The organism is Alteromonas sp. CNT1-28 (genome assembly GCF_022348345.1).
GTDB classification, from domain to species: domain Bacteria; phylum Pseudomonadota; class Gammaproteobacteria; order Enterobacterales; family Alteromonadaceae; genus Alteromonas; species Alteromonas macleodii.
In genome coordinates this window covers 1-18979 of record NZ_JAKREZ010000038.1, presented here as the reverse complement: position 1 = coordinate 18979, position 18979 = coordinate 1, and the positions used below count along the sequence as shown (strand labels likewise).

Here is an 18979-nt window from a genome sequence, read left to right as displayed (position 1 = left end):
TTTTAGCTAACTGCATTAATTTAGTGTGTTTAGTTGTTGGTTAGTTCAATAATTTTTTCGCTTGCTTCAGAAAAAGCCTTGTTTGCTTGCTCTTCGCCCATGTTAAGTCCTTCAGCGTAAACGAATTTAACGTCACTGATACCAACAAAATTTAAAAAGTGTTTTAAATACGGCGTTTGCGTATCAAAGTCTGAACCTGCATACACACCACCACGCGCGGCAAAAACAGTCGCTGATTTATTTTCTAGCAATCAGACAGGACCTGTCTCGGTATACTTAAATGTTATACCAGCTCTTGCAATACGGTCGAAGTAAGCTTTTAAGCTCGATGGGATGCCAAAGTTGTACATTGGCACGGCTAGCACAATTTCGTCAGCCGCTTTTACTGCTTCAACAATGTCATCAGAGACTTTTGCCAATGCCTGTTGTGATTCATTTCGCTCAGACGCCTCAGTCATCCACGCCTGCATTTCTTCACCTGTTAAATGAGGCAGTGCTAGAGAGGCAACATCCACGCGGTTAATGTGCACAGAACCGTCATTCTCAATTTTTGAAAGGTACTCGTTTGCAAGCTTTGAAGAGTTACCTTGGTTGCCATTTAGGCTGGAAAATATAGCCAGTACTTTTTTCATGCCGAACTCCAATATTCGTTGTTTCGATAATATATGGCTATATTACGGCAATCGGGTGGGATGAAAATATCAAAAACATGAAGGCTTCGTTCTATTTTGTAGAACAAACTGCCAAGGAAAAGAATAAATGTGAAATTATTGAAAACATTACATTACGTTAATGTTGCAAGGAGGTTGATCTTCTCTTATTTGCTCAGCGTAACCGAGTTTGCCACAACACAATTAAGAGGATACAAAATATGAGAAGGACCAAAGCGCTCCTTGCATGTTCAATATTACCACTGTTTTTAATTGGCTGCTCGGATGACGACGACGATGTCGTAAAAGAGCCCACACCCGCCCCAGAATACGCAAACGTTCGAGTTGTTCACGCAGCATCAGACGCACCAATGGTAAACATCACTGCTAACGACGCCATACTCAACGATCTTGAAAGCGTTGATTACCAAGTTGCTTCATCTCGCTTCGAAGTCGAGACAGGCATGTACGATATTGGTGTTACAGGCATTCTTCCAGGTGAAAACGCTGAAGTGCTGCAAGCTGACGTTACTTTAGAAGCTGACATAAACTACGATATTTTTGCCGTAGGTAATGTTGGCGATGAGTCGTTATCGCTTTTAACAGTGACCAGTATGGAAACCGCAGTTGACGCGGGTAATGTTCAAGTACAGATTGTACATGCAGCATCAATGGCACCTATGGTAGATATTTATGTTACGGCACCAGATACAGATATCACTGCCGAGCAGCCGCTTGTTACTGCTGAATTTACTGACGCAACCGATTTAATTCAAGTACCCGCGGGCGATTATCAAATTCGTATTACACCGGCCGGTGAGACAACGGTTGTATACGACTCTGGTACGGTAAACCTTGCAGACGGTGCCGATTTGCTTATCGCTGCTACTAATAACGTAGGTACAGGCGATTCTCCAGTAACATTACTGGCCGCGGACGGTGATGGAAGCTTCAAGATATGGGATGCAGAAGCAGGTGCTGCTATCCGCGTTGTGCACGGTATCAGCGACGCACCAGCGGTCGATGTTGTAGCAAATAACGAAATAGTATTGGTGGACGGAATACAGTTCCCGCGCACCACAGACTATTTGTCTGTTGCAGCCGGTGACTATCTCATTGACGTTGTAGCCGATAGCGACAACAGTGTTGTGGCAATTGACGATGCTGAGTTGACGCTAGAAGTAGGTATGTCTTATACCGCTATTGCAAACAACGTTTTGGCTGCACCAGAACTTGATGTGCTTGTTGATATGCCCCGCTCGGTAGCGACTGAAGCGAAAGTGCGTATTGTACATGCTTCACCTTCAGCGGGTAACGTCGATATTTACGTAACCGCAGATGGCGAAATTGATGCGGTTGACCCGGCATTTGCCGATATTGCCTATGAGACTGGCGAGCTTGTTGAAACAGGTTACGTAAGTCTTGCAGAAGGTGACTACGTAGTTACGGTTACACCAACAGGCACCAAAACAGCGGCAATCGAAACAGGCGTTTTAACGCTTGAGAATGGTGAGATTTACACTGCTATCGCACTAGATGGCGCGATGGAAGGTGATTTACCTCAATTAGCGTTGCTTGATGGCCTAGCACCACCTCCACCAGCTTTTAATGCTGACATGACTTACAATGTAAACTTAAGTGGGTCACAAGAAGTGCCTGCCGTTACCACTATGTCTATGGCAACTGCAGTGGTCGAAATTGACGAAGACTTACCTGCGTTTAGCGTAAGTGTTGACGTATCAGGCTTGACGGATGTTACTGGTGTACACGTACACGATGGCGGCGTTGGTATGAATGGTCCGGTTGCTTTCCCACTGACTGATGCTGGTAATGGTACTTATGTTCTCGCTGAAACTAATATTTCACCTAGCAACTTAGACGCGCTGACTAGCGGTGAGTGGTATTTAAATGTTCACACTACCGCTAACCCTAATGGCGAAGTGCGTGGTCAGATTGTTCCCGACACAACTGCGGTAGTAACATTCTCACTAAGCGGCAGCCAAGAGGTACCAGCAGTTGACACCATGGCAATGGGGTCTGGCTATGCGCTCTTCGACACCACAAACAACAACGTTTCTCTTGTGGCGGTAACCACTATTGAAAATGCGACTATGGCGCACATTCATACTGGGTTTGCTGGTGAAAATGGTGACGTGCTTGTAGGACTTGTGGAAAGTGAAAGCACCGCTGGCGTTTGGATGACAGACGGAAGCATAGCACTAGATGAAGCTACAGCTACGCAACTACTGGCAGGTGGTCATTATGTGAATGTGCATACAGCAGCTAATACTGGTGGTGAAATTCGCGGCCAAATCACACCTGATAATATTGAAGTGTACGGAATCATTGCCAACGGCCTACAAGAAGTGCCTGCAGTAACTACGACAGCAAGCGGCGCTGGTGCATTTACTTTGAATACATCTACAGGTGCACTGTCAGGCAGCGTAACCATTACCGGTATGACAGCAAACATGGCTCACATTCACGAGGGTGAAATGGGCGTAAATGGAGACGTTCTAATTGGACTTACTGCCGGTACCAGCGGTATGTGGTCTGTGCCAGCTAATACTACGTTAACCGCTGAGCAAATGAATGTTATGGCAGACGGAGGTCTTTACACTAACTTCCACTCAGATGCATTCCCAAGCGGTGAAATTCGTGGACAAATTACGCTAGGTTTTGACTAGTAAAAAATTGCTAAACCCATTGTGTTTCAATTATATTGAGACCCAATTAATCTAAAATAAAAAAAGGGGCAAACGCCCCTTTTTTGTGTTTCTCGACAAGAAGATTTTATCTATATGGTATTTAGCGCCGTGTCGAAATCTGCAATCAGATCCTGAGTGTCTTCAATACCTACCGAAATACGCAGCATGGTATCGGAAATACCCATTAACTCACGCTCGTCTGCCGTGTTCTCAAAATAAATAGTAGACGCAACTGGTAGCGCTAAGGTGCGATTATCCCCTAAGTGCGTGGCGCAAATAACTAACTTCATTTCGTTTAAAAACGCCACTGGATCAGCACCGTCGATAAGGTCAAAACTCAAAATTGCGCCATAGCCGTCGTTTAGGTATTCCCGTGCCATGAAATGCTGAGGGTGGTCGGCAAGACCTGGATAAAAGACTTTAGATACCTTGGGATGATTATCTAGGAACGTCGCCAACTGCATAGCATTACGCTGACTTCGTGATAAACGTAAATCTAAGGTTTCCATGCCTAGGGCAATGGCCGTCGCTGATTGCGGTGCCAATGTAGCGCCTAAATCGCGTAAACCTTTCTTTTTAATTTGCGTAATGCCCCACTGTGCAGTATCTGCAACCTGATAAGCTGGTTTTAGATTACTAAACTTAGTCCAGTCATAGTTACCCGTATCGATGACAGCACCACCTAAAACGTTACCGTGACCTGCAATGTATTTTGTCAGCGAGCAAAACACTAACGACGCTTTAACATCTTTAGCGTAAAAAACAGGGGGTGGCGTCATGGTGTTATCAACCATAAACAGCATGTGCTTCTCTTCACAGAATTGACCAATGGCGTGAAGGTCGGCCACCTGTGTCACTGGGTTAGCTACGGTTTCGGTGTAAACGCCTTTTGTGTTTGGCTGGTAAGCTTCTTTGACTTGCTGAATGTCGGTCACATCTGTGTAGGTAACCTGCACACCAAAATCTTTAATGGTTTCAAAAAAGCTTCGCGTATTACCAAATAGGTATTGGCTTACAATTAAATGGTCGCCGGCTTTGAGTAAAGCAAATAACGAGCTGCTTATCGCCGCCATTCCGGTTGAGTAACATAAGGTACCCACACCGCCTTCCAGATCATTGAGCATATTTTGCAGTGCCGCCACAGAAGGTGACGATGAACGAGAATAAACATGAGCAGCTCGTTTACCTTGAAACGCATCGATGATGCCCTGCGCATCTTTAAACTCGAAAAGAACTGAATTAGACGTGCTGCTGTGAACACCACCATGTTCAGGCGTATTTAGCATGCGATCAGAATGAACCTGACGGGTTGTGAATCCCAATTTTGTCACGGGTGAAGCTCCGAAAATAGATGTTTGCGACCGAGCCGAGCGCGCACCAGTACTCTGAGTTGATACGGTTGCGTACTTACCACTTCAATAGAAATGATTATGGCTTTGTAATGCAGTTTTTAGGATATTTTGCGCAAACATTATCATAAAACGTATAAATAGTTTGCATTTGTTCATCTATGTTAGTCACTTTCTGAATAATTGGCCCCAACACAATCATCTTTCTGGCGTAGTCCAACCCAATGACTTGTATAGGAATTTCGGCTTCTCTTGCAATGTGCATAAAGCCTGTTTTCCATGGATAAATGGGGCTTCGCGTACCCTCTGGCGCTAACGCGAGTATTAATTGATCGGCTTCCTTTATCTTATTTGCAATAGACGTGACCACCCCATGCGCTTTACTTCTCTCTATAGGAATACCGCCTAATCTTCTAACAATAGCGCCCAAAGGGGGCGCAAAGATGGTGTGCTTTCCGAAAAAATTAATGTTTAGCTTAAAGGAAAAAACCACGAACAAGCCAATAAAGAAGTCCCAGTTCGATGTATGCGGTGCTACCGCTAAAATGGCTTTTTTCTGATTGATTAGTTCGCCTTCTACACGCCAGCCCCTTTTTGTCAGCACCCAAGCTGCGAACGACGACAACCAGTTGGGCCACTTGCGAGGGACATGCTCTCCAACGTTGACACTATTGGCCCGTTGAGAGTGGGTTTGAGGGTGTGAGGTTTTCGTCATTATTATTATGCTCTGCTTACTACACTTAGGTTATCTATTTGCTAATTTATTTTCTGAGGCTTCGAAGTGGAATGCCGTAACGAAAAGCGCTTTACTTTCCATATTGTACCCGCATATTAATTAACAGAGTAAAACGTTGGAGTGTGCGCAGTTTGGCGAAGAGTAATCAAAATAGGTTTGTAACGCAATTGTTAACAAAACAGCGTTTTGAATTCTTAGAGAATATGGGCTTAATATAGCTATGTGTATTTTATTTATCGCAAACAATATGCGAGATGACTACCCGCTTATCATCGCTGCGAATCGGGATGAGTTTTACGCACGACCAACCGCGCCGTCTTCATTCTGGAAAAGCCACCCGCATTTGCTCGCCGGACAAGACTTAGAAGCTAATGGAACCTGGATGGGTGTTACGCGTAACGGATATGTGGCGGCGCTTACTAATGTAAGGGACCCACACAACATCAATAAAAATGCGGTATCGCGAGGTGAATTAGTCGCCAACTGGCTGAAGCACGACTCAGTCGAAATGAAGCCTGTTGCACAATCACAATACTTGGCAACGCTAGAAAAAACGCGCCACCGATACAACGGCTACAACCTGTTATTCGGAGATATAAATTCGCTTAAGGTTTACAACAACGTAAACAATTCGACCCACATTATCGACACTGGTGTCTACGGTTTGTCTAACGCGGATATTGCCACACCTTGGCCAAAAGTCACGCAGGGCGTTACCGCATTGAACAATTATGTCACCAAACAAAACATCATTAATGATGAAGACTTATTTGATATTTTACGTTACGACAATAAAGCCGACGATGCCCTGTTACCCGACACGGGCGTAGGCTATGAGTGGGAAAAGGCGTTGTCTTCCATTTTTATTCAATCCGAAAAATACGGAACACGCACCTCTACACTGCTATTAGTAGATAAAAACAATACGCTGACCTGGAAAGAACGACGCTTTTCAGACAAAGGCGAAGCACAAGAAACCCGCGCTTTTTCTTTTTCAATTTAGGGTGTTTTTGAAATGAAACTTTCGTTTACGTTTTCTTTCCTCGACTAATTGAAATATTTTCAACCTTTAGGGGTCGTTTTTTCTACCATCGGTGGCATAATGCCAGCCTGCTATCTTTTGCATACCAACGTAACGTGAGGACATATCGTGTTTGAAGTATTACCCCATCTCGCCCCAGATCCAATTCTTGGCCTGTCAGCTGCTTTTCGTGAAGACACCAACCCAAACAAAATCGATTTAGGTGTTGGCGTATATAAAGATGAGCAAGGTAATACCCCTATTCTTTCAAGTGTCGCAAAAGCGCAAAAAGTGCTTTTAGATACCGAAACTAGCAAAACCTACATCACGCCTCAGGGCAACCAAGGTTTTATCGACGGTATGTTGTCTTTGCTATTAGGTAAGACTAGCCCCGTTCTATTAGCAGACCGCGTTGCAGCGGTTCAAGCTCCAGGTGGTTGTGGTGCATTGCGTATTCTTTCAGAACTACTTGCCCGTTGTAACGACAACGCTAAAGTATGGGTAAGCGACCCGACATGGGCGAACCACATTCCACTTATCGGCTCTGCGGGTCTTAAAATCGAAACCTACCCGTACTTCGATAAAGCGTCAGCAAGCATTCGCTTTGACGCTATGATGGAAACCCTTCGCAAAACTGAAAAAGGCGATATCGTTCTTCTACACGGTTGCTGTCACAACCCTACAGGTGCTGATCTTACTAATGCACAATGGGATGAAGTACTAGAAGTAGCGAAAGAGCGAGAATTCCTGCCTTTCATCGATGTGGCTTATCTAGGTTTTGGTGAAGGTTTAGAAGAAGACGCGTACGGCATGCGTTTGTTGGTAGAAAACCTACCAGAGGTTATCGTTGCAGCTTCTTGCTCTAAGAACTTTGGCCTTTATCGCGAACGTGTTGGTTTGGCTGCCATCATTACTGAAGATTCAGCAACCCGTAAAATTGCTCAGGGTCAAATTCAGTCAATCGCACGTGGCATCTACTCTATGCCACCAAGCTACGGCGGCGCGTTGGTAGACATTATCCTAGCTGACGAAGCCCTTAACAATGAGTGGGTATCTGAAGTGAACGAAATGCGCGATCGCATGAAATCACTCCGTGCAATGCTAGTTCAAAACCTTCACGATAATGGCTCGCCTAAAGACTTTAGCTTCGTAAACGACCAAAAAGGTATGTTCTCGTTCTTGTGTATTACTCCAGAGCAAGTGCGCGAAGTGCGTGAAAAGCACAGTGTGTATTTTGTTGATTCTAGCCGCGTGAACATTGCGGGCATCAACCAAGAAAACGTAGAAACACTTGCTAAAGCATTGGTATCAGTGCTTTAAGTACGAACTATTGATTCTTAAGATTCGAAAGGCAGGGTTCACACCCTGCCTTTTTTATTGCCTTCAAATTACCCGTCTTCCTATTTCTGCGATGAACGCCCCAACCACGCTGTCAGTAGCGGTTAGTCACACTTTTTAACAAATTCACGCAGTGCGCTATACGCCTTTTAGTAGGGCAAGCCGGATATAATCGTTACACTGTAACAATGTTGACGTACACGTTAACTTGGTATTTATTACGACTGACTTATAACAATGAGATTAACGACAAGAACAAGGATCACCCATGTCTAAAGTAAGTGTATTTTGTCTTTCTGCCGCGCTACTTGGCAGTGCAATGCAAGTAAATGCTAAGGAAGGCATGTTCACGCCAGAACAACTACCTTCAATTGCCGGCGATTTAAAAGAAACAGGCTTAGCAATCCCTGCTAGTAGTATTAACGACCTAACCGCGTTTCCTATGGGCGCGATTGTTTCATTAGGTGGCTGTTCAGCATCGTTTGTCTCTGACAAAGGCTTGGCCGTTACTAATCACCACTGTGCGCGCGGCTCTGTTCAATATAACAGCACCCAAGAAAACAACTATTTAAAAGATGGTTTCCTCGCAAAAGAAATTGGTGAAGAACTGCCGGCCGCGCCGGGTACACGCATGTTCGTTACGGTCGATTTTTCTGATGTAACCGACAACGTCATTGGCGGTATCAGTGATGACGTTCAAGGCCGCGAGCGCTACGACCTCATTGAAGCGAACCGCAAAGCATTAATTGCAGAATGTGAGTCTGAAGCGGGCTTCCGCTGCTCTGTGCCTTCGTTTTTCCAAGGCCTTGAGTATAAGCTAATTAAGCAAATGGAAATTCGTGACGTGCGCATTGCCTACGCGCCTGCTGATTCAATTGGTAAATACGGTGGTGATGTAGATAACTGGATGTGGCCTCGTCATACGGGCGACTTCTCTTTCTATCGTGCTTATGTGGGTAAAGACGGTAAACCTGCTGATTACAGTGAAGAGAACGTGCCGTTTAAACCTGAGCATTTCTTAAAAGTTTCGGCAGCTGGACTTGAAGACGGCGACTTTGTTATGGCAGCGGGCTACCCTGGCTCTACTAATCGCTATGCACGTTTATCACAAGTGTCGTACACGTTTGATTGGTTATATCCCACTTACCTTGAACTGGTAGACGCGTGGATCAAGACTATCGAAAGTGCATCTGAAGAAGGCAGCGATGCGCGTATCAAATACGAAGCATTGTTAGCGGGTCTTAACAACTTCCACAAAAATACGTTAGGCCAGCTTTCTGGCGCTAAACGCGTTGGACTTGTTCCACGTCGCGCTGAGCGTGAAGAGCAACTAGCTGCATGGCTTGATAAAAATGGTAAGAGTGAAATGAAGCAAGCACTAGCCGATCTTGATGCGGTTAGTGCTGAACAAATGCAAATGAACAAGCAAAACTTCTGGTACAACAACCTAAGTCGTGCACAACTCTTGTCGTCAGCCCAAACCCTTTATCGCAATGCCAACGAAAAAGAAAAGCCGGACGCAGAACGTGAATCTGGATTTCAGGAGCGCGATCAAATTCGTCTGAAAGAAGGCGTAGAGCGTATTGAGCGTCGCTTTGATCCGGCCGTTGATCAGGCCGTTTGGCAAAAAATGATTAGTATGTACCTTGAACAGCCAGAAGAAAACCGAGTAGCCGCGTTCGATAAAGCAGTAGGCATTGATGGTGATACCGACGGAAAAACACTTCAGAAGAAGTTAAAGGCGTTTTACGACAAGACTTTATTGACTAACACTGAAGAACGTTTGAAATGGTTAACTGCAAGCCGCGCTGATTTCGAAAATAGCAACGACCCGTTCATTAAACTTGCGGTTGCCCTGTTCGATACCGAGATGGCTATTGAAGATAAGAGCAAAACGCTAAGCGGTAAAGCTGCAGCGCTTCGCCCTAAATACATGAGTGCCATTATTGAGTGGCAAAAATCTTTGGGCAGCCTTGCTTATCCAGATGCAAACAGTACGCTGCGCGTCACTTACGGTAACGTAATGGGCGGCTCGCCAAAAGACGGTCTGATTTACGAGCCGTTCACTCGTCTTGAAGGTATTACTGAGAAAGACACAGGCGAGACACCTTTCGACTCTCCTAAAAAGCAGCTTACGCTTATTGAGGACAAGAAATATGGACCTTACAAATTAGAAGCTATTAACAGCGTGCCGGTGAACTTCCTTACCGATTTAGATTCAACCGGCGGTAACTCAGGCTCAGCAACGCTTAACGCCAAAGCAGAGCTTATCGGTTTGTTGTTTGACGGTACATTCGAGAGCGTCAATTCTGATTGGGATTTTGACCCGAAAACAACCCGAACCATCCATGTAGATAGCCGCTACATGTTATGGGTAATGGAATACGTTGACAGTGCAACAAACCTCATCGAAGAGATGACCATCGTTAAATAACCACCAAATAATGGGGTCAGAGTACTTTTCTGCCCCCAAAAAAATGGCAAAAATGGGGGCAGAGTACATTTTCCCCCTAATGCCTTCCGGTAAAAAGGAGATCGTTATGAGGTTACTAATAAGGCTTGTTAGTTTAGCCGTGGCTGCGTACTCGTGTTATAGCGGAGCTATAACCGGTGAATGGAAAGCATCTATCGCTATTATTTCGCTATGTGCGTTGGTGTTCCTAATTACATTTATTTCCAAGACTCGCGGCGGTACGTCGGGCTCTCAAAGCGATGGCGCCTCAGCGATATACACGCCAAGCAGTAACTCAAGCTCATCTTGTAGCAGTGATGGCGGTGGTGGAGATTGCTAAAACCCAATGGGGGTCAGAGTACTTTTTTCAGTATTTAAAGTACTCTGACCCCATTATTTTCGCTGATCAGATCGCGCTATAGAAATGTACTCTGACCCCAAAATTAATGTACTCTGACCCCAATGTTTTATTTGAGGTTGCGGAGGCCTTGGGTGAGGAGTCGGTCTAGTGCGTTGGCGAAGTTTTGTTTGTCACGTTGGGAGAAGGCTTTTGGGCCGCCTGTGTGTTCGCCGCTTGAGCGCATGGTTTCCATAAAATCACGCATGCCCAGTATCTGCTTGATAGACGACTTGTCGTATTCTTCACCACGGTTATTTAACGCTAGCGCATTTTTTGCCAGTACATCAGCGGCCAATGGAATGTCATTGGTAATCACCAAGTCACCCGCTTCACACTTCTCTACTATATAATCGTCAGCAGCATCGAAGCCTGACGGCACTTGCGTTAAGGTTATGTGCTTATCTGGTGGAACAGACATAGAATGGTTAGCCACCAAAGACAAAGGCAGCTTGGTACGTCTGGCTGCCTTAAAAAGAATGTCTTTGATCACTGCAGGGCACGCGTCGGCGTCAACCCATATATGCATGGTCGTATCTCATAACTGTATCTAATTACGCTAGCATACCACCATCTACCACCACTGTCGTGCCGGTCGTGTAGGTTGAAGCGTCTGATACTAAATACAATACCGTGCCCGCCATTTCATCTGGGTCAGCGACACGGCCTAGTGGAATAACTTTAAGCGCGTGCTTCAAGATTTGCTCATTAGTTGTTAACGCTGACGCAAATTTAGTATCGGTTAAACCTGGCAATAATGCGTTTACGCGAATGTTCAAGCTACCGCACTCTTTTGCAAATGACTTAGTCATGCTGATAACCGCAGCTTTGGTAATAGAATAAATCCCCTGCATGTCACCCGGTGTTACACCGTTTACCGATGCCGTGTTTAGAATGACGCCACCGCCCTGCTCTTTCATCATTTTGCCAGCTTCAATCGACATGAAGAAGTAGCCACGAATATTGACGTCTACAGTTTTATTGTAGGCGCCAAGATCAGTATCTAAGATATGCCCAAAGTAAGGATTGGCTGCCGCGTTGTTTACTAGAATATCCAGTTTTCCAAAATCGCGTTTAATGACGTTAAATGCTTCTGTAATTTGCTCCATTTCACCTACATGACACGCTAGCGCTGTCGCCTTACCACCTGCGTCACGAATTGAAGAAGCAACGGCTTCACAGCCGTCTATTTTGCGGCTTGATACAATCACATGCGCGCCATACTGGGCAAGCAAACGGGCAATGGATTCACCGATACCGCGACTTGCACCTGTAACCAGTGCCACTTTTCCTGTTAAATCAAAAAGGTTCTTCATTGTCATATCCTTAATTCTTGCTGATAAAGTGCTTTGTGCTTAATTTCTCTTATTAACGCTTGTTGCGGTGCCTGCTCTAGGCCAACATACCACCGTCGAGTACTACTGACTGACCCGTCATGAATGACGACTCATCACTACACAACCAAGCAATGGCGTTAGCAATCTCTTCTGGTTTACCCAAACGCTTCATTGGATTGGCGCCAATAAGCCCTTTTTGGCCTCTTTCATCCAATTTTGATAAAACGCCTTGCACCATAGGGGTATCTACAAAGCTTGGACAAACAGCGTTTATGCGTATGTTCGCCCTTGCGTATTCCACCGCCGCCGATTTAGTAAGCCCCACTACCCCATGTTTGGAAGCGCTGTAAGCGCTAATCATAGGCGCAGAGCGCAATCCAGCTACAGAGGCAATATTGATGATGTGGCCACCGCCTGTCGCCGTCATATGCTTGAGGGCGTTTTTCATGCAATACCATACGCCAGCTAAGTTGACCTGAATATTCTTCATAAACATGGCATCATCGACTTCAGTTAGCGGAGCTGGAAAATGGTCGATACCCGCGTTATTAATAATTACGTCAATTCTGTCGTTATGAGAAAGCGCCGTGTCGAACATCGCTTTGACCTGAGCCGGTTCGGTAACATCCACAGCCACCGCATAGGCTTTGCCACCTGCAGCAACAATTTCTTCAGCCAATGTTTTGGCATTACCTTCGTTTAAGTCGGCAATGCCTACTGTTGCACCACGCGCACTCAATACGCGAGCCGAAGCAGCACCGATACCCGAGCCGCCACCAGTAATAAGAATATGTTTACCTTTAACATTTGCAGCTACATTCATTAGCTGTACTCCAATTTAGTGAACAAGCGCAACGCCGTTAATTTTGGTCACTGCGCATGCTCTTTGATTTGAACGATTAAAAATAACTCGCTTTTACTTTGTTACACGTCGCCTCGCGTGAAGAAAGCACCTCAATATCACGACTGACCAGCGGTAACTCCCAATTTAAGAAGTATTCAGCAGCTGCTAACTTACCTTCGTAAAAGTCAACGTCTTGCTCGCCAGCACCCTTAGCAAGTGTTTGTTCGGCAACATTTGCTTGGCGTAGCCAAATCCAGCTCACCACACAACTTGAAAAGATATTTAAAAAGCAGCTCGCGTTAGTTAGTAAAACAGGCTGTTTATCAGAGCGCAGGTCGGCCGCAGCTTGTTGTATTAAACCGCCAAGCTGGTCTAAGTATGGTTTTAATTTTGCAGCTAGCGCCAGTGCTCTTGGCGTTTCTGCACGCTTCATATCGCTTGTTACACGAGAAAGCAGCACCTGAAGACCTTTGCCGTCGTGCTGCCACAACTTTCTTCCCAGCAGGTCTAACGCCTGAATACCATTCGTGCCCTCGTGAATTGGGTTTAAGCGGTTATCGCGCCAGCACTGCTCAACAGGATATTCACGGGTGTAGCCCGCACCACCTAGAATTTGAATTGCCAAATCGTTGGCTTTAGGGCCAAACTCTGAAGGCCATGCTTTGAACACGGGCGTTAAAAGATCTAAAAGCTGAGAAAGTTCGGTACGTTTTTCGCTGTCAGTTTCCGTTTCCATCTCATCGATGAGCATGCTGCCGTACAAGCAAAGGGACATTCCGCCTTCACAGTAGGCCTTTTGCGCTAGCAACATACGTCGCACGTCACCGTGATTGATAATAGGTGTAGGCTCGTCTTCTGGCGCAAGATTAGGCGCAGCGCGACCTTGGGTACGATCTTTTGCATATTCTAGTGAGTAACGGTACCCGCGATACCCTATCATGGCAGCACCATAGCCCACGCCAATACGTGCTTCGTTCATCATCATGAACATGTAGCGCAAACCCTGGTGCGGCTCGCCAATAAGGTAGCCGTGGCAGTCACCATTTTCGCCAAAGGTCAGTGCGGTTGAAGTTGTACCTCGGTAGCCCATTTTATGGATAAGGCCAGCAAGGGTAACGTCGTTGCGCACATCTGGGTTGCCCTCAGCGTCTAGGCGGTATTTAGGGACAGCAAATAAGGAAATGCCTTTTACACCAGCTGGACCACCTGGAATTTTCGCCAACACCAAATGTACGATGTTGTCAGAAAGCTCATGCTCACCACCTGATATATAAATCTTGCTGCCTTTGATTCGGTACGTACCATCATCTTGCGGCCTTGCTGATGTACGAATATCAGCAAGTGACGAACCGGCATGGGGCTCGGTAAGTGCCATGGTTCCAGTAAAGTCACCCGCTAGCATTTTTGATAGAAACGCACTTTTGATATCTTCGGAGGCAAAGTGTTTAATGACATTGGCGGCCGCCGCAGTTAAGAAAGGGTAAGCGGTTGACGATGGGTTTGCCGCTAAAAAATAGCCCGCGCAGGCATTCATCACGGTAACAGGAAGCTGCATGCCGCCATCTTCAAAATCGAAGTGACCCGCGATAAAGCCCGATTCTCTATAAGTATCGAAGGCCACTTTTACGTCGTCAATCATAGAGACTTTAGTGCCATCGAATGTAGGCTCGTTTTTGTCAGCAACGGCATTATGAGGAAGAAATAACTCTTCTGCCATCTTCTCGGCCATATCAATAACAGCGTTGAAGGTTTCTACATTGTGCTCTTCGAAGCGAGCTTTTTCACATAAGGCTGCGGTGTTTAATACTTCGTACAGCTGAAATTGCATTTCACGGCGGGGAATAAGTTGATCGGCCATGGTGTCCTGTCCTCTACGAAAACTTGTTAATACATTGTGTCATATTCGTTATCGTGCCATCATTGTCATTAATGACACAATAATGGTCAATCACGCCAACAATCACTGAGTTTTATCTTATTTTATAACTCGAATTATTTTTATGAATAACACGAAGTTCACCGTTACCGTACTCGGCTTTAACCAAGCCTTGGCATCTGCCATTACAGGAGCCCTCGATGTATTTGCTTTCGCAGGTATTAGTTGGCAGCGAATACACAACTTACCAACCAACCCTCAGTTCAAAGTACAGTTGGCCAGTCACCATGGGCTGCCTATTCTTTGCTCTAATCAAGTTGTTCTACAGCCCAATATCGCCATCGAAGAAGTCTCACATACTGATGTCTTGTTAATTCCCACCATTGGTGGCGATATAGATGAAGTGCTAGAAAGCACAGCGCCTCTGCTTGTACATATGAGGCGTCTTCAGAAAATGGGGGCCGACATTGCCGCCAATTGCACCGGCACTTTCCTTTTGGCCCAATCCGAATTATTGGACAATAAAATTGCCACTACTCATTGGGGATATGCAGATAAATTTAAGGCCATGTACCCTACCGTAAACTTACAACCTGAGAAAATGGTTACTGAAGACGATACGGTGTTTTGTGCAGGCGGCGGCATGGCGTGGATTGATTTATCTATCTTGTTGATAGAACGCTACTGTGGTCATCAGATTGCGAGCGATACGGCAAAATCCCACGTTTTGGATGTGTCCAGAACAAGCCAAACTATTTACGCCAGCAGTCGTCAGCGACGATTTCACTCAGACAAGGACATTAAAGCGGTACAGTCTTTTCTGGAAAAAAACGTACAAAATAAATGTACGCTAAGCGAACTAGCGCTACGGCATAATATGACCGAACGCACACTTATACGCCGATTTAAAAACGCGTGTGATATTACACCAGGTCAGTATTTACAGTCGCTGCGCATTGAGCACGCGAGAAAGCTCTTAGAAACCTCTAGTATGCCGTTAGAGAGCGTGATTAGCGCTGTAGGCTATGAAGACCTTAGCTCGTTCACTCGACTATTTAAAAAAACGACTGGTTTATCACCTTCTCAATACCGAGCGAAATTCAAGCGAGGCTAATTTGATTTAGATGGTTAGTAGACTACTTGCACCAAAAAATATCTCTCTATTAAGTTTGATGTTCCATGCCTGTGCACACAGGCTTTTTAGTTATATTCAATCTAACTAATATTGTGCATTTTCGATGAAAAACGCCTTGATTTGCACAAATTTGAAGTTTTTATGTAAAAGTTTGTGTAAAATGCAACGCCAAGCATAGATTGTTATTTTTTGTGCTAAAAACACTACAAAAGTATAAATTTAAAATCATCTTGGTGGAAACATGAGAACACACAAAATCGCCACGCTAGCGTTAGCCGTTAGTGCTGCGTTCAGCTCTTCAGTTCTTGCACAAGAGGCCGCGACAACAGAAAAAAAAGAAGCCTCACTTGAACAGATTACCGTTACTGCGCAAAAGCGTACTCAGTCAATTCAGGAAGTACCTATTTCTGTTGCGACGCTAAGCGGTGAGAAATTCGAAAGCCTATTCTCTGGCGGTGAAGATATTCTTGCTCTAGCGGTTCGCGTACCTGGTCTTTATGCTGAGTCATCAAATGGTCGTGTTGCACCACGTTTTTATATTCGTGGTCTAGGTAACACCGACTTCGACCTTGCTGCATCACAACCTGTTTCTATTATCATGGACGAAGTGGTAATGGAAAACGTGGTACTTAAAAGCTTCCCGCTTTTCGACGTTCAGCAAGTTGAAGTACTTCGTGGTCCACAAGGTACACTATTTGGTCGTAACACCACTGCTGGTATCATCAAATTTGATACAGTAAAACCAACCCAAGACGTTGAAGGTTACGCGAAAGCAGGCTTCGGTTCATACGGTACAATGAACTTCGAAGGCGCTATTAGCGGCGGTCTTACTGACGAACTTTCTGCCCGTCTTTCGGTATTGTCACAAGAGCGTGATGATTACATCGACAACGCAGCAACAGGTCAAAACGACGCATTAGGCGGCTTCGACGAAAAAGCATGGCGCTTACAGCTTCTTTGGGAGCCATCAGCGGACTTCTCTGCACTTCTCAACGTACACGGCCGCGACTTAGACGGTACTGCTTCAATTTTCCGTGGAAACGTTTTTAATAAAGGCAGCAATGACCTTAACGATAGCTACGACCGCGAAACAGTAAGCTACGACGGCGATCTAGAAGGTAACGGTACAGATAACAACCCACAGTCTTACGAAGGTTTAGGTGCATCACTTAAACTAGAATACGACATGGACGATGTAACCTTTACTTCAATCTCTGCAATCGAAACCGCTGAAGGTTCAAGTCTTGGCGACATCGACGGCGACGCGATTGCTTCACAAAACTTTGTAACTCAAGATAACCTTGACGATCTAGAGCAGTACACGCAAGAATTTCGTTTAGCAAGCAACACCAGCGACCCAATGAACTGGCAAGTAGGTGCTTTCTATTACGATGCATCGTTCAACGTAACCAGCATCGACGGTTTCTTTGGCGCGACTACGGTATTCCATGAAAACCAAACATGGGCGGTATTCGGTCAGTCATCTTACCAAGTTAACGACAAGCTAAACGTTACTGGTGGTATCCGTTACACTCACGACAAGAAGTCTCTTGTGGTTGGCGAACAGAACGTTGACGGCTTTGCCGTTGTTCTAGGCATTGCTGCCGTTCAGGATTACGAAGACATCAACGTAGATGACGGTCAAACAAGCTTTGAGCTTAGCGCGAACTACCGTGTAACTGACGACATGTCTGTTTTTGCTCGCTATGCTAATGGTTTCAGAGCGCAAACTATCCAAGGTCGTGACGTTGCATTTGAAGGTGCACCTTCAGTTGCAGACGCAGAAACGATCAACTCTTTTGAAGTGGGTATTAAGTCAGACCTATTCGACGACACGCTACGTCTAAACGCTGCTGCGTTCTACTATACCGTTGATGACATGCAGTTCTCGGCCATTGGTGGTGGTAACAACTTTACTGCGCTAGTGAATGCTGACGAAGGTGAAGCTTATGGTTTTGAAGTAGACGCTCAATGGCTAGCGACTGACGAACTTACCTTTACTGCTGGCTACAGCTACAACCACACTGAGATCAAAGATGACTCTCTAACGGTTGCACCTTGTGGTACAAGCGCATCTGATGGCTTCACTGGCTACTGTACAGTAACTGACGAGCGCCCAGATGGATTCAATGCAATCATTGATGGAAACCCTTTCCCGCAAGCACCTGAATCAATCTTTAACTTCACTGCACGTTACACTATCCCTATGGGTGATGACGGTGAGTTCTTCGTGTTTACTGATTGGGCGTTCCAAGGTGAAACCAACATCTTCCTATATGAAGCGGTTGAGTTTACTACAGACGACAATTTCGAAGGCGGTCTACGCATTGGTTATGAGAACTTTGCGCACAACTACACGGTAGCGCTATTCGGCCGTAACATAACAGACGAAGACAACGTTAAAGGTGCAATCGACTTTGCAAACTTAACGGGTATTGTAAACGAACCTCGTATTTGGGGTGTTGAGTTCAAGTACACATATTACTAAGAAAAGTTAAGTGGCTACTCTCTTCCATTGTAGCTACCTATCTATTTAGTAGAAAAGCGGTGACGTTGAGAAACGTTACCGCTTTTTTTATCTGTTACGCCGCCATATGAATATCAGACGTAGGCATTTGTACTAGCTGCTGTAATTTTCTGCACACTTCCACCCAGCGGGCAACTTTCTGGTAGTAGACCTGCTCAATTAACTGCCCTTTTTCATTAAACAAAAAGCTCGCTAATTTCCCCTTATTACCCGGCATATAAAAGTGATGCACGGTAAACTGATGAGACAAAGGGGCATGTACCACCTTTTGATACATACAGAAAGGCAACCCATTTGCACGCTCGTCGCCCCCAGTCAAGCGGCTACGGCGTTGAAACGTGTCTGATCCGAATTCTGCCATAATGCCGTGTTTTGAAATAAGCTGATCAACCGCTTTAATGCCTGTTTGCATAACTATCTCCTAAACGTTGCGCTTTTTAGCGAACCAAGATAAGACTCAAAATAAACCATACTGATATTTATACAGTATATGTCCATTTGTTTAAAATGCAAACATCGAGTAGGGTGAGGCGTCACCGCCTCATCCCTCTCACAGAACCGTACATACGGGCCTCGTATACGGCTCATGTACATAGTTATTTAGCGTAA

14 protein-coding genes and 1 pseudogene are annotated in these 18979 nt (G+C 45.3%); 7 read left to right on the top strand and 8 right to left on the bottom strand.

Translation table 11 applies throughout. From position 1 onward, the window contains the following. Positions 1 to 29 precede the first annotated feature (29 nt). Positions 30 to 632 (bottom strand): annotated as a pseudogene (locus tag MHN02_RS18310) (NAD(P)H-dependent oxidoreductase). A 239-nt stretch (positions 633 to 871) separates the two neighbouring features. Between MHN02_RS18310 and MHN02_RS18305 the strand changes: the two are divergent. Further along, on the top strand, positions 872 to 3337 hold the full coding sequence (locus tag MHN02_RS18305; RefSeq protein WP_239247631.1) for a CHRD domain-containing protein: 2466 nt from the start codon (positions 872 to 874) through the stop codon (positions 3335 to 3337). A 110-nt stretch (positions 3338 to 3447) separates the two neighbouring features. Here the strand turns inward: MHN02_RS18305 and MHN02_RS18300 are convergent, their stop codons facing one another. Together MHN02_RS18300 and MHN02_RS18295 are read right to left on the bottom strand one after the other, a co-directional pair. Next, positions 3448 to 4689 (bottom strand): cystathionine gamma-synthase family protein, encoded by a 1242-nt coding sequence (locus MHN02_RS18300; RefSeq protein WP_239247629.1) that lies wholly within the window; start codon positions 4687 to 4689, stop codon positions 3448 to 3450. A 97-nt stretch (positions 4690 to 4786) separates the two neighbouring features. Then, positions 4787 to 5422 (bottom strand): 1-acyl-sn-glycerol-3-phosphate acyltransferase, encoded by a 636-nt coding sequence (locus MHN02_RS18295; RefSeq protein WP_239247628.1) that lies wholly within the window; start codon positions 5420 to 5422, stop codon positions 4787 to 4789. 241 nt (positions 5423 to 5663) lie between these two features. Between MHN02_RS18295 and MHN02_RS18290 the strand changes: the two genes are divergently transcribed. The 4 genes from MHN02_RS18290 (at position 5664) to MHN02_RS18275 (ending at position 10594) form a co-directional block, all read left to right on the top strand. Beyond that, positions 5664 to 6446: an NRDE family protein gene (locus tag MHN02_RS18290; RefSeq protein ID WP_239247627.1), complete on the top strand. Its 783-nt coding sequence runs from the start codon at positions 5664 to 5666 to the stop codon at positions 6444 to 6446. A gap of 147 nt (positions 6447 to 6593) precedes the next feature. Continuing rightward, a complete protein-coding gene (locus MHN02_RS18285) occupies positions 6594 to 7784 on the top strand; it encodes an amino acid aminotransferase (RefSeq protein WP_014949721.1) in 1191 nt (396 codons plus the stop codon). Positions 7785 to 8070: 286 nt separating this feature from the next. Further along, the gene (locus tag MHN02_RS18280; RefSeq protein WP_239247626.1) at positions 8071 to 10236 is read left to right on the top strand and encodes a S46 family peptidase; all 2166 of its coding nucleotides are present in this window, start codon (positions 8071 to 8073) and stop codon (positions 10234 to 10236) included. A gap of 106 nt (positions 10237 to 10342) precedes the next feature. Beyond that, a complete protein-coding gene (locus MHN02_RS18275) occupies positions 10343 to 10594 on the top strand; it encodes a hypothetical protein (protein WP_156086493.1) in 252 nt (83 codons plus the stop codon). Positions 10595 to 10721: 127 nt separating this feature from the next. Here the strand turns inward: MHN02_RS18275 and MHN02_RS18270 are convergent, their stop codons facing one another. The 4 genes from MHN02_RS18270 to MHN02_RS18255 all read right to left on the bottom strand — a co-directional run bounded on the left by MHN02_RS18270 (position 10722) and on the right by MHN02_RS18255 (position 14690). Further along, positions 10722 to 11180 carry a YaiI/YqxD family protein gene (locus MHN02_RS18270; RefSeq protein WP_014949724.1) on the bottom strand — a complete coding sequence of 153 codons (459 nt, stop codon included), beginning with the start codon at positions 11178 to 11180 and terminating at the stop codon, positions 10722 to 10724. A 25-nt stretch (positions 11181 to 11205) separates the two neighbouring features. Next, positions 11206 to 11967 carry an SDR family oxidoreductase gene (locus MHN02_RS18265; RefSeq protein ID WP_014949725.1) on the bottom strand — a complete coding sequence of 254 codons (762 nt, stop codon included), beginning with the start codon at positions 11965 to 11967 and terminating at the stop codon, positions 11206 to 11208. 76 nt (positions 11968 to 12043) lie between these two features. Then, entirely contained in the window at positions 12044 to 12811 is a 768-nt protein-coding gene (locus MHN02_RS18260; RefSeq protein ID WP_239247625.1) for an SDR family NAD(P)-dependent oxidoreductase, read from the bottom strand. 76 nt (positions 12812 to 12887) lie between these two features. Continuing rightward, positions 12888 to 14690, bottom strand: a complete 1803-nt coding sequence (locus MHN02_RS18255) for an acyl-CoA dehydrogenase (RefSeq protein ID WP_239247624.1) — start codon at positions 14688 to 14690, stop codon at positions 12888 to 12890. A 142-nt stretch (positions 14691 to 14832) separates the two neighbouring features. Between MHN02_RS18255 and MHN02_RS18250 the strand changes: the two genes are divergently transcribed. Further along, positions 14833 to 15822: a helix-turn-helix domain-containing protein gene (locus MHN02_RS18250; protein ID WP_239247623.1), complete on the top strand. Its 990-nt coding sequence runs from the start codon at positions 14833 to 14835 to the stop codon at positions 15820 to 15822. Between the two features lie 262 nt (positions 15823 to 16084). Continuing rightward, positions 16085 to 18331 (top strand): TonB-dependent receptor, encoded by a 2247-nt coding sequence (locus tag MHN02_RS18245; protein WP_061485988.1) that lies wholly within the window; start codon positions 16085 to 16087, stop codon positions 18329 to 18331. A 94-nt stretch (positions 18332 to 18425) separates the two neighbouring features. Here MHN02_RS18245 and MHN02_RS18240 read toward each other — a convergent pair whose 3' ends face one another. Then, positions 18426 to 18782, bottom strand: a complete 357-nt coding sequence (locus MHN02_RS18240; RefSeq protein ID WP_069944449.1) for a hypothetical protein — start codon at positions 18780 to 18782, stop codon at positions 18426 to 18428. Positions 18783 to 18979 lie beyond the last annotated feature (197 nt).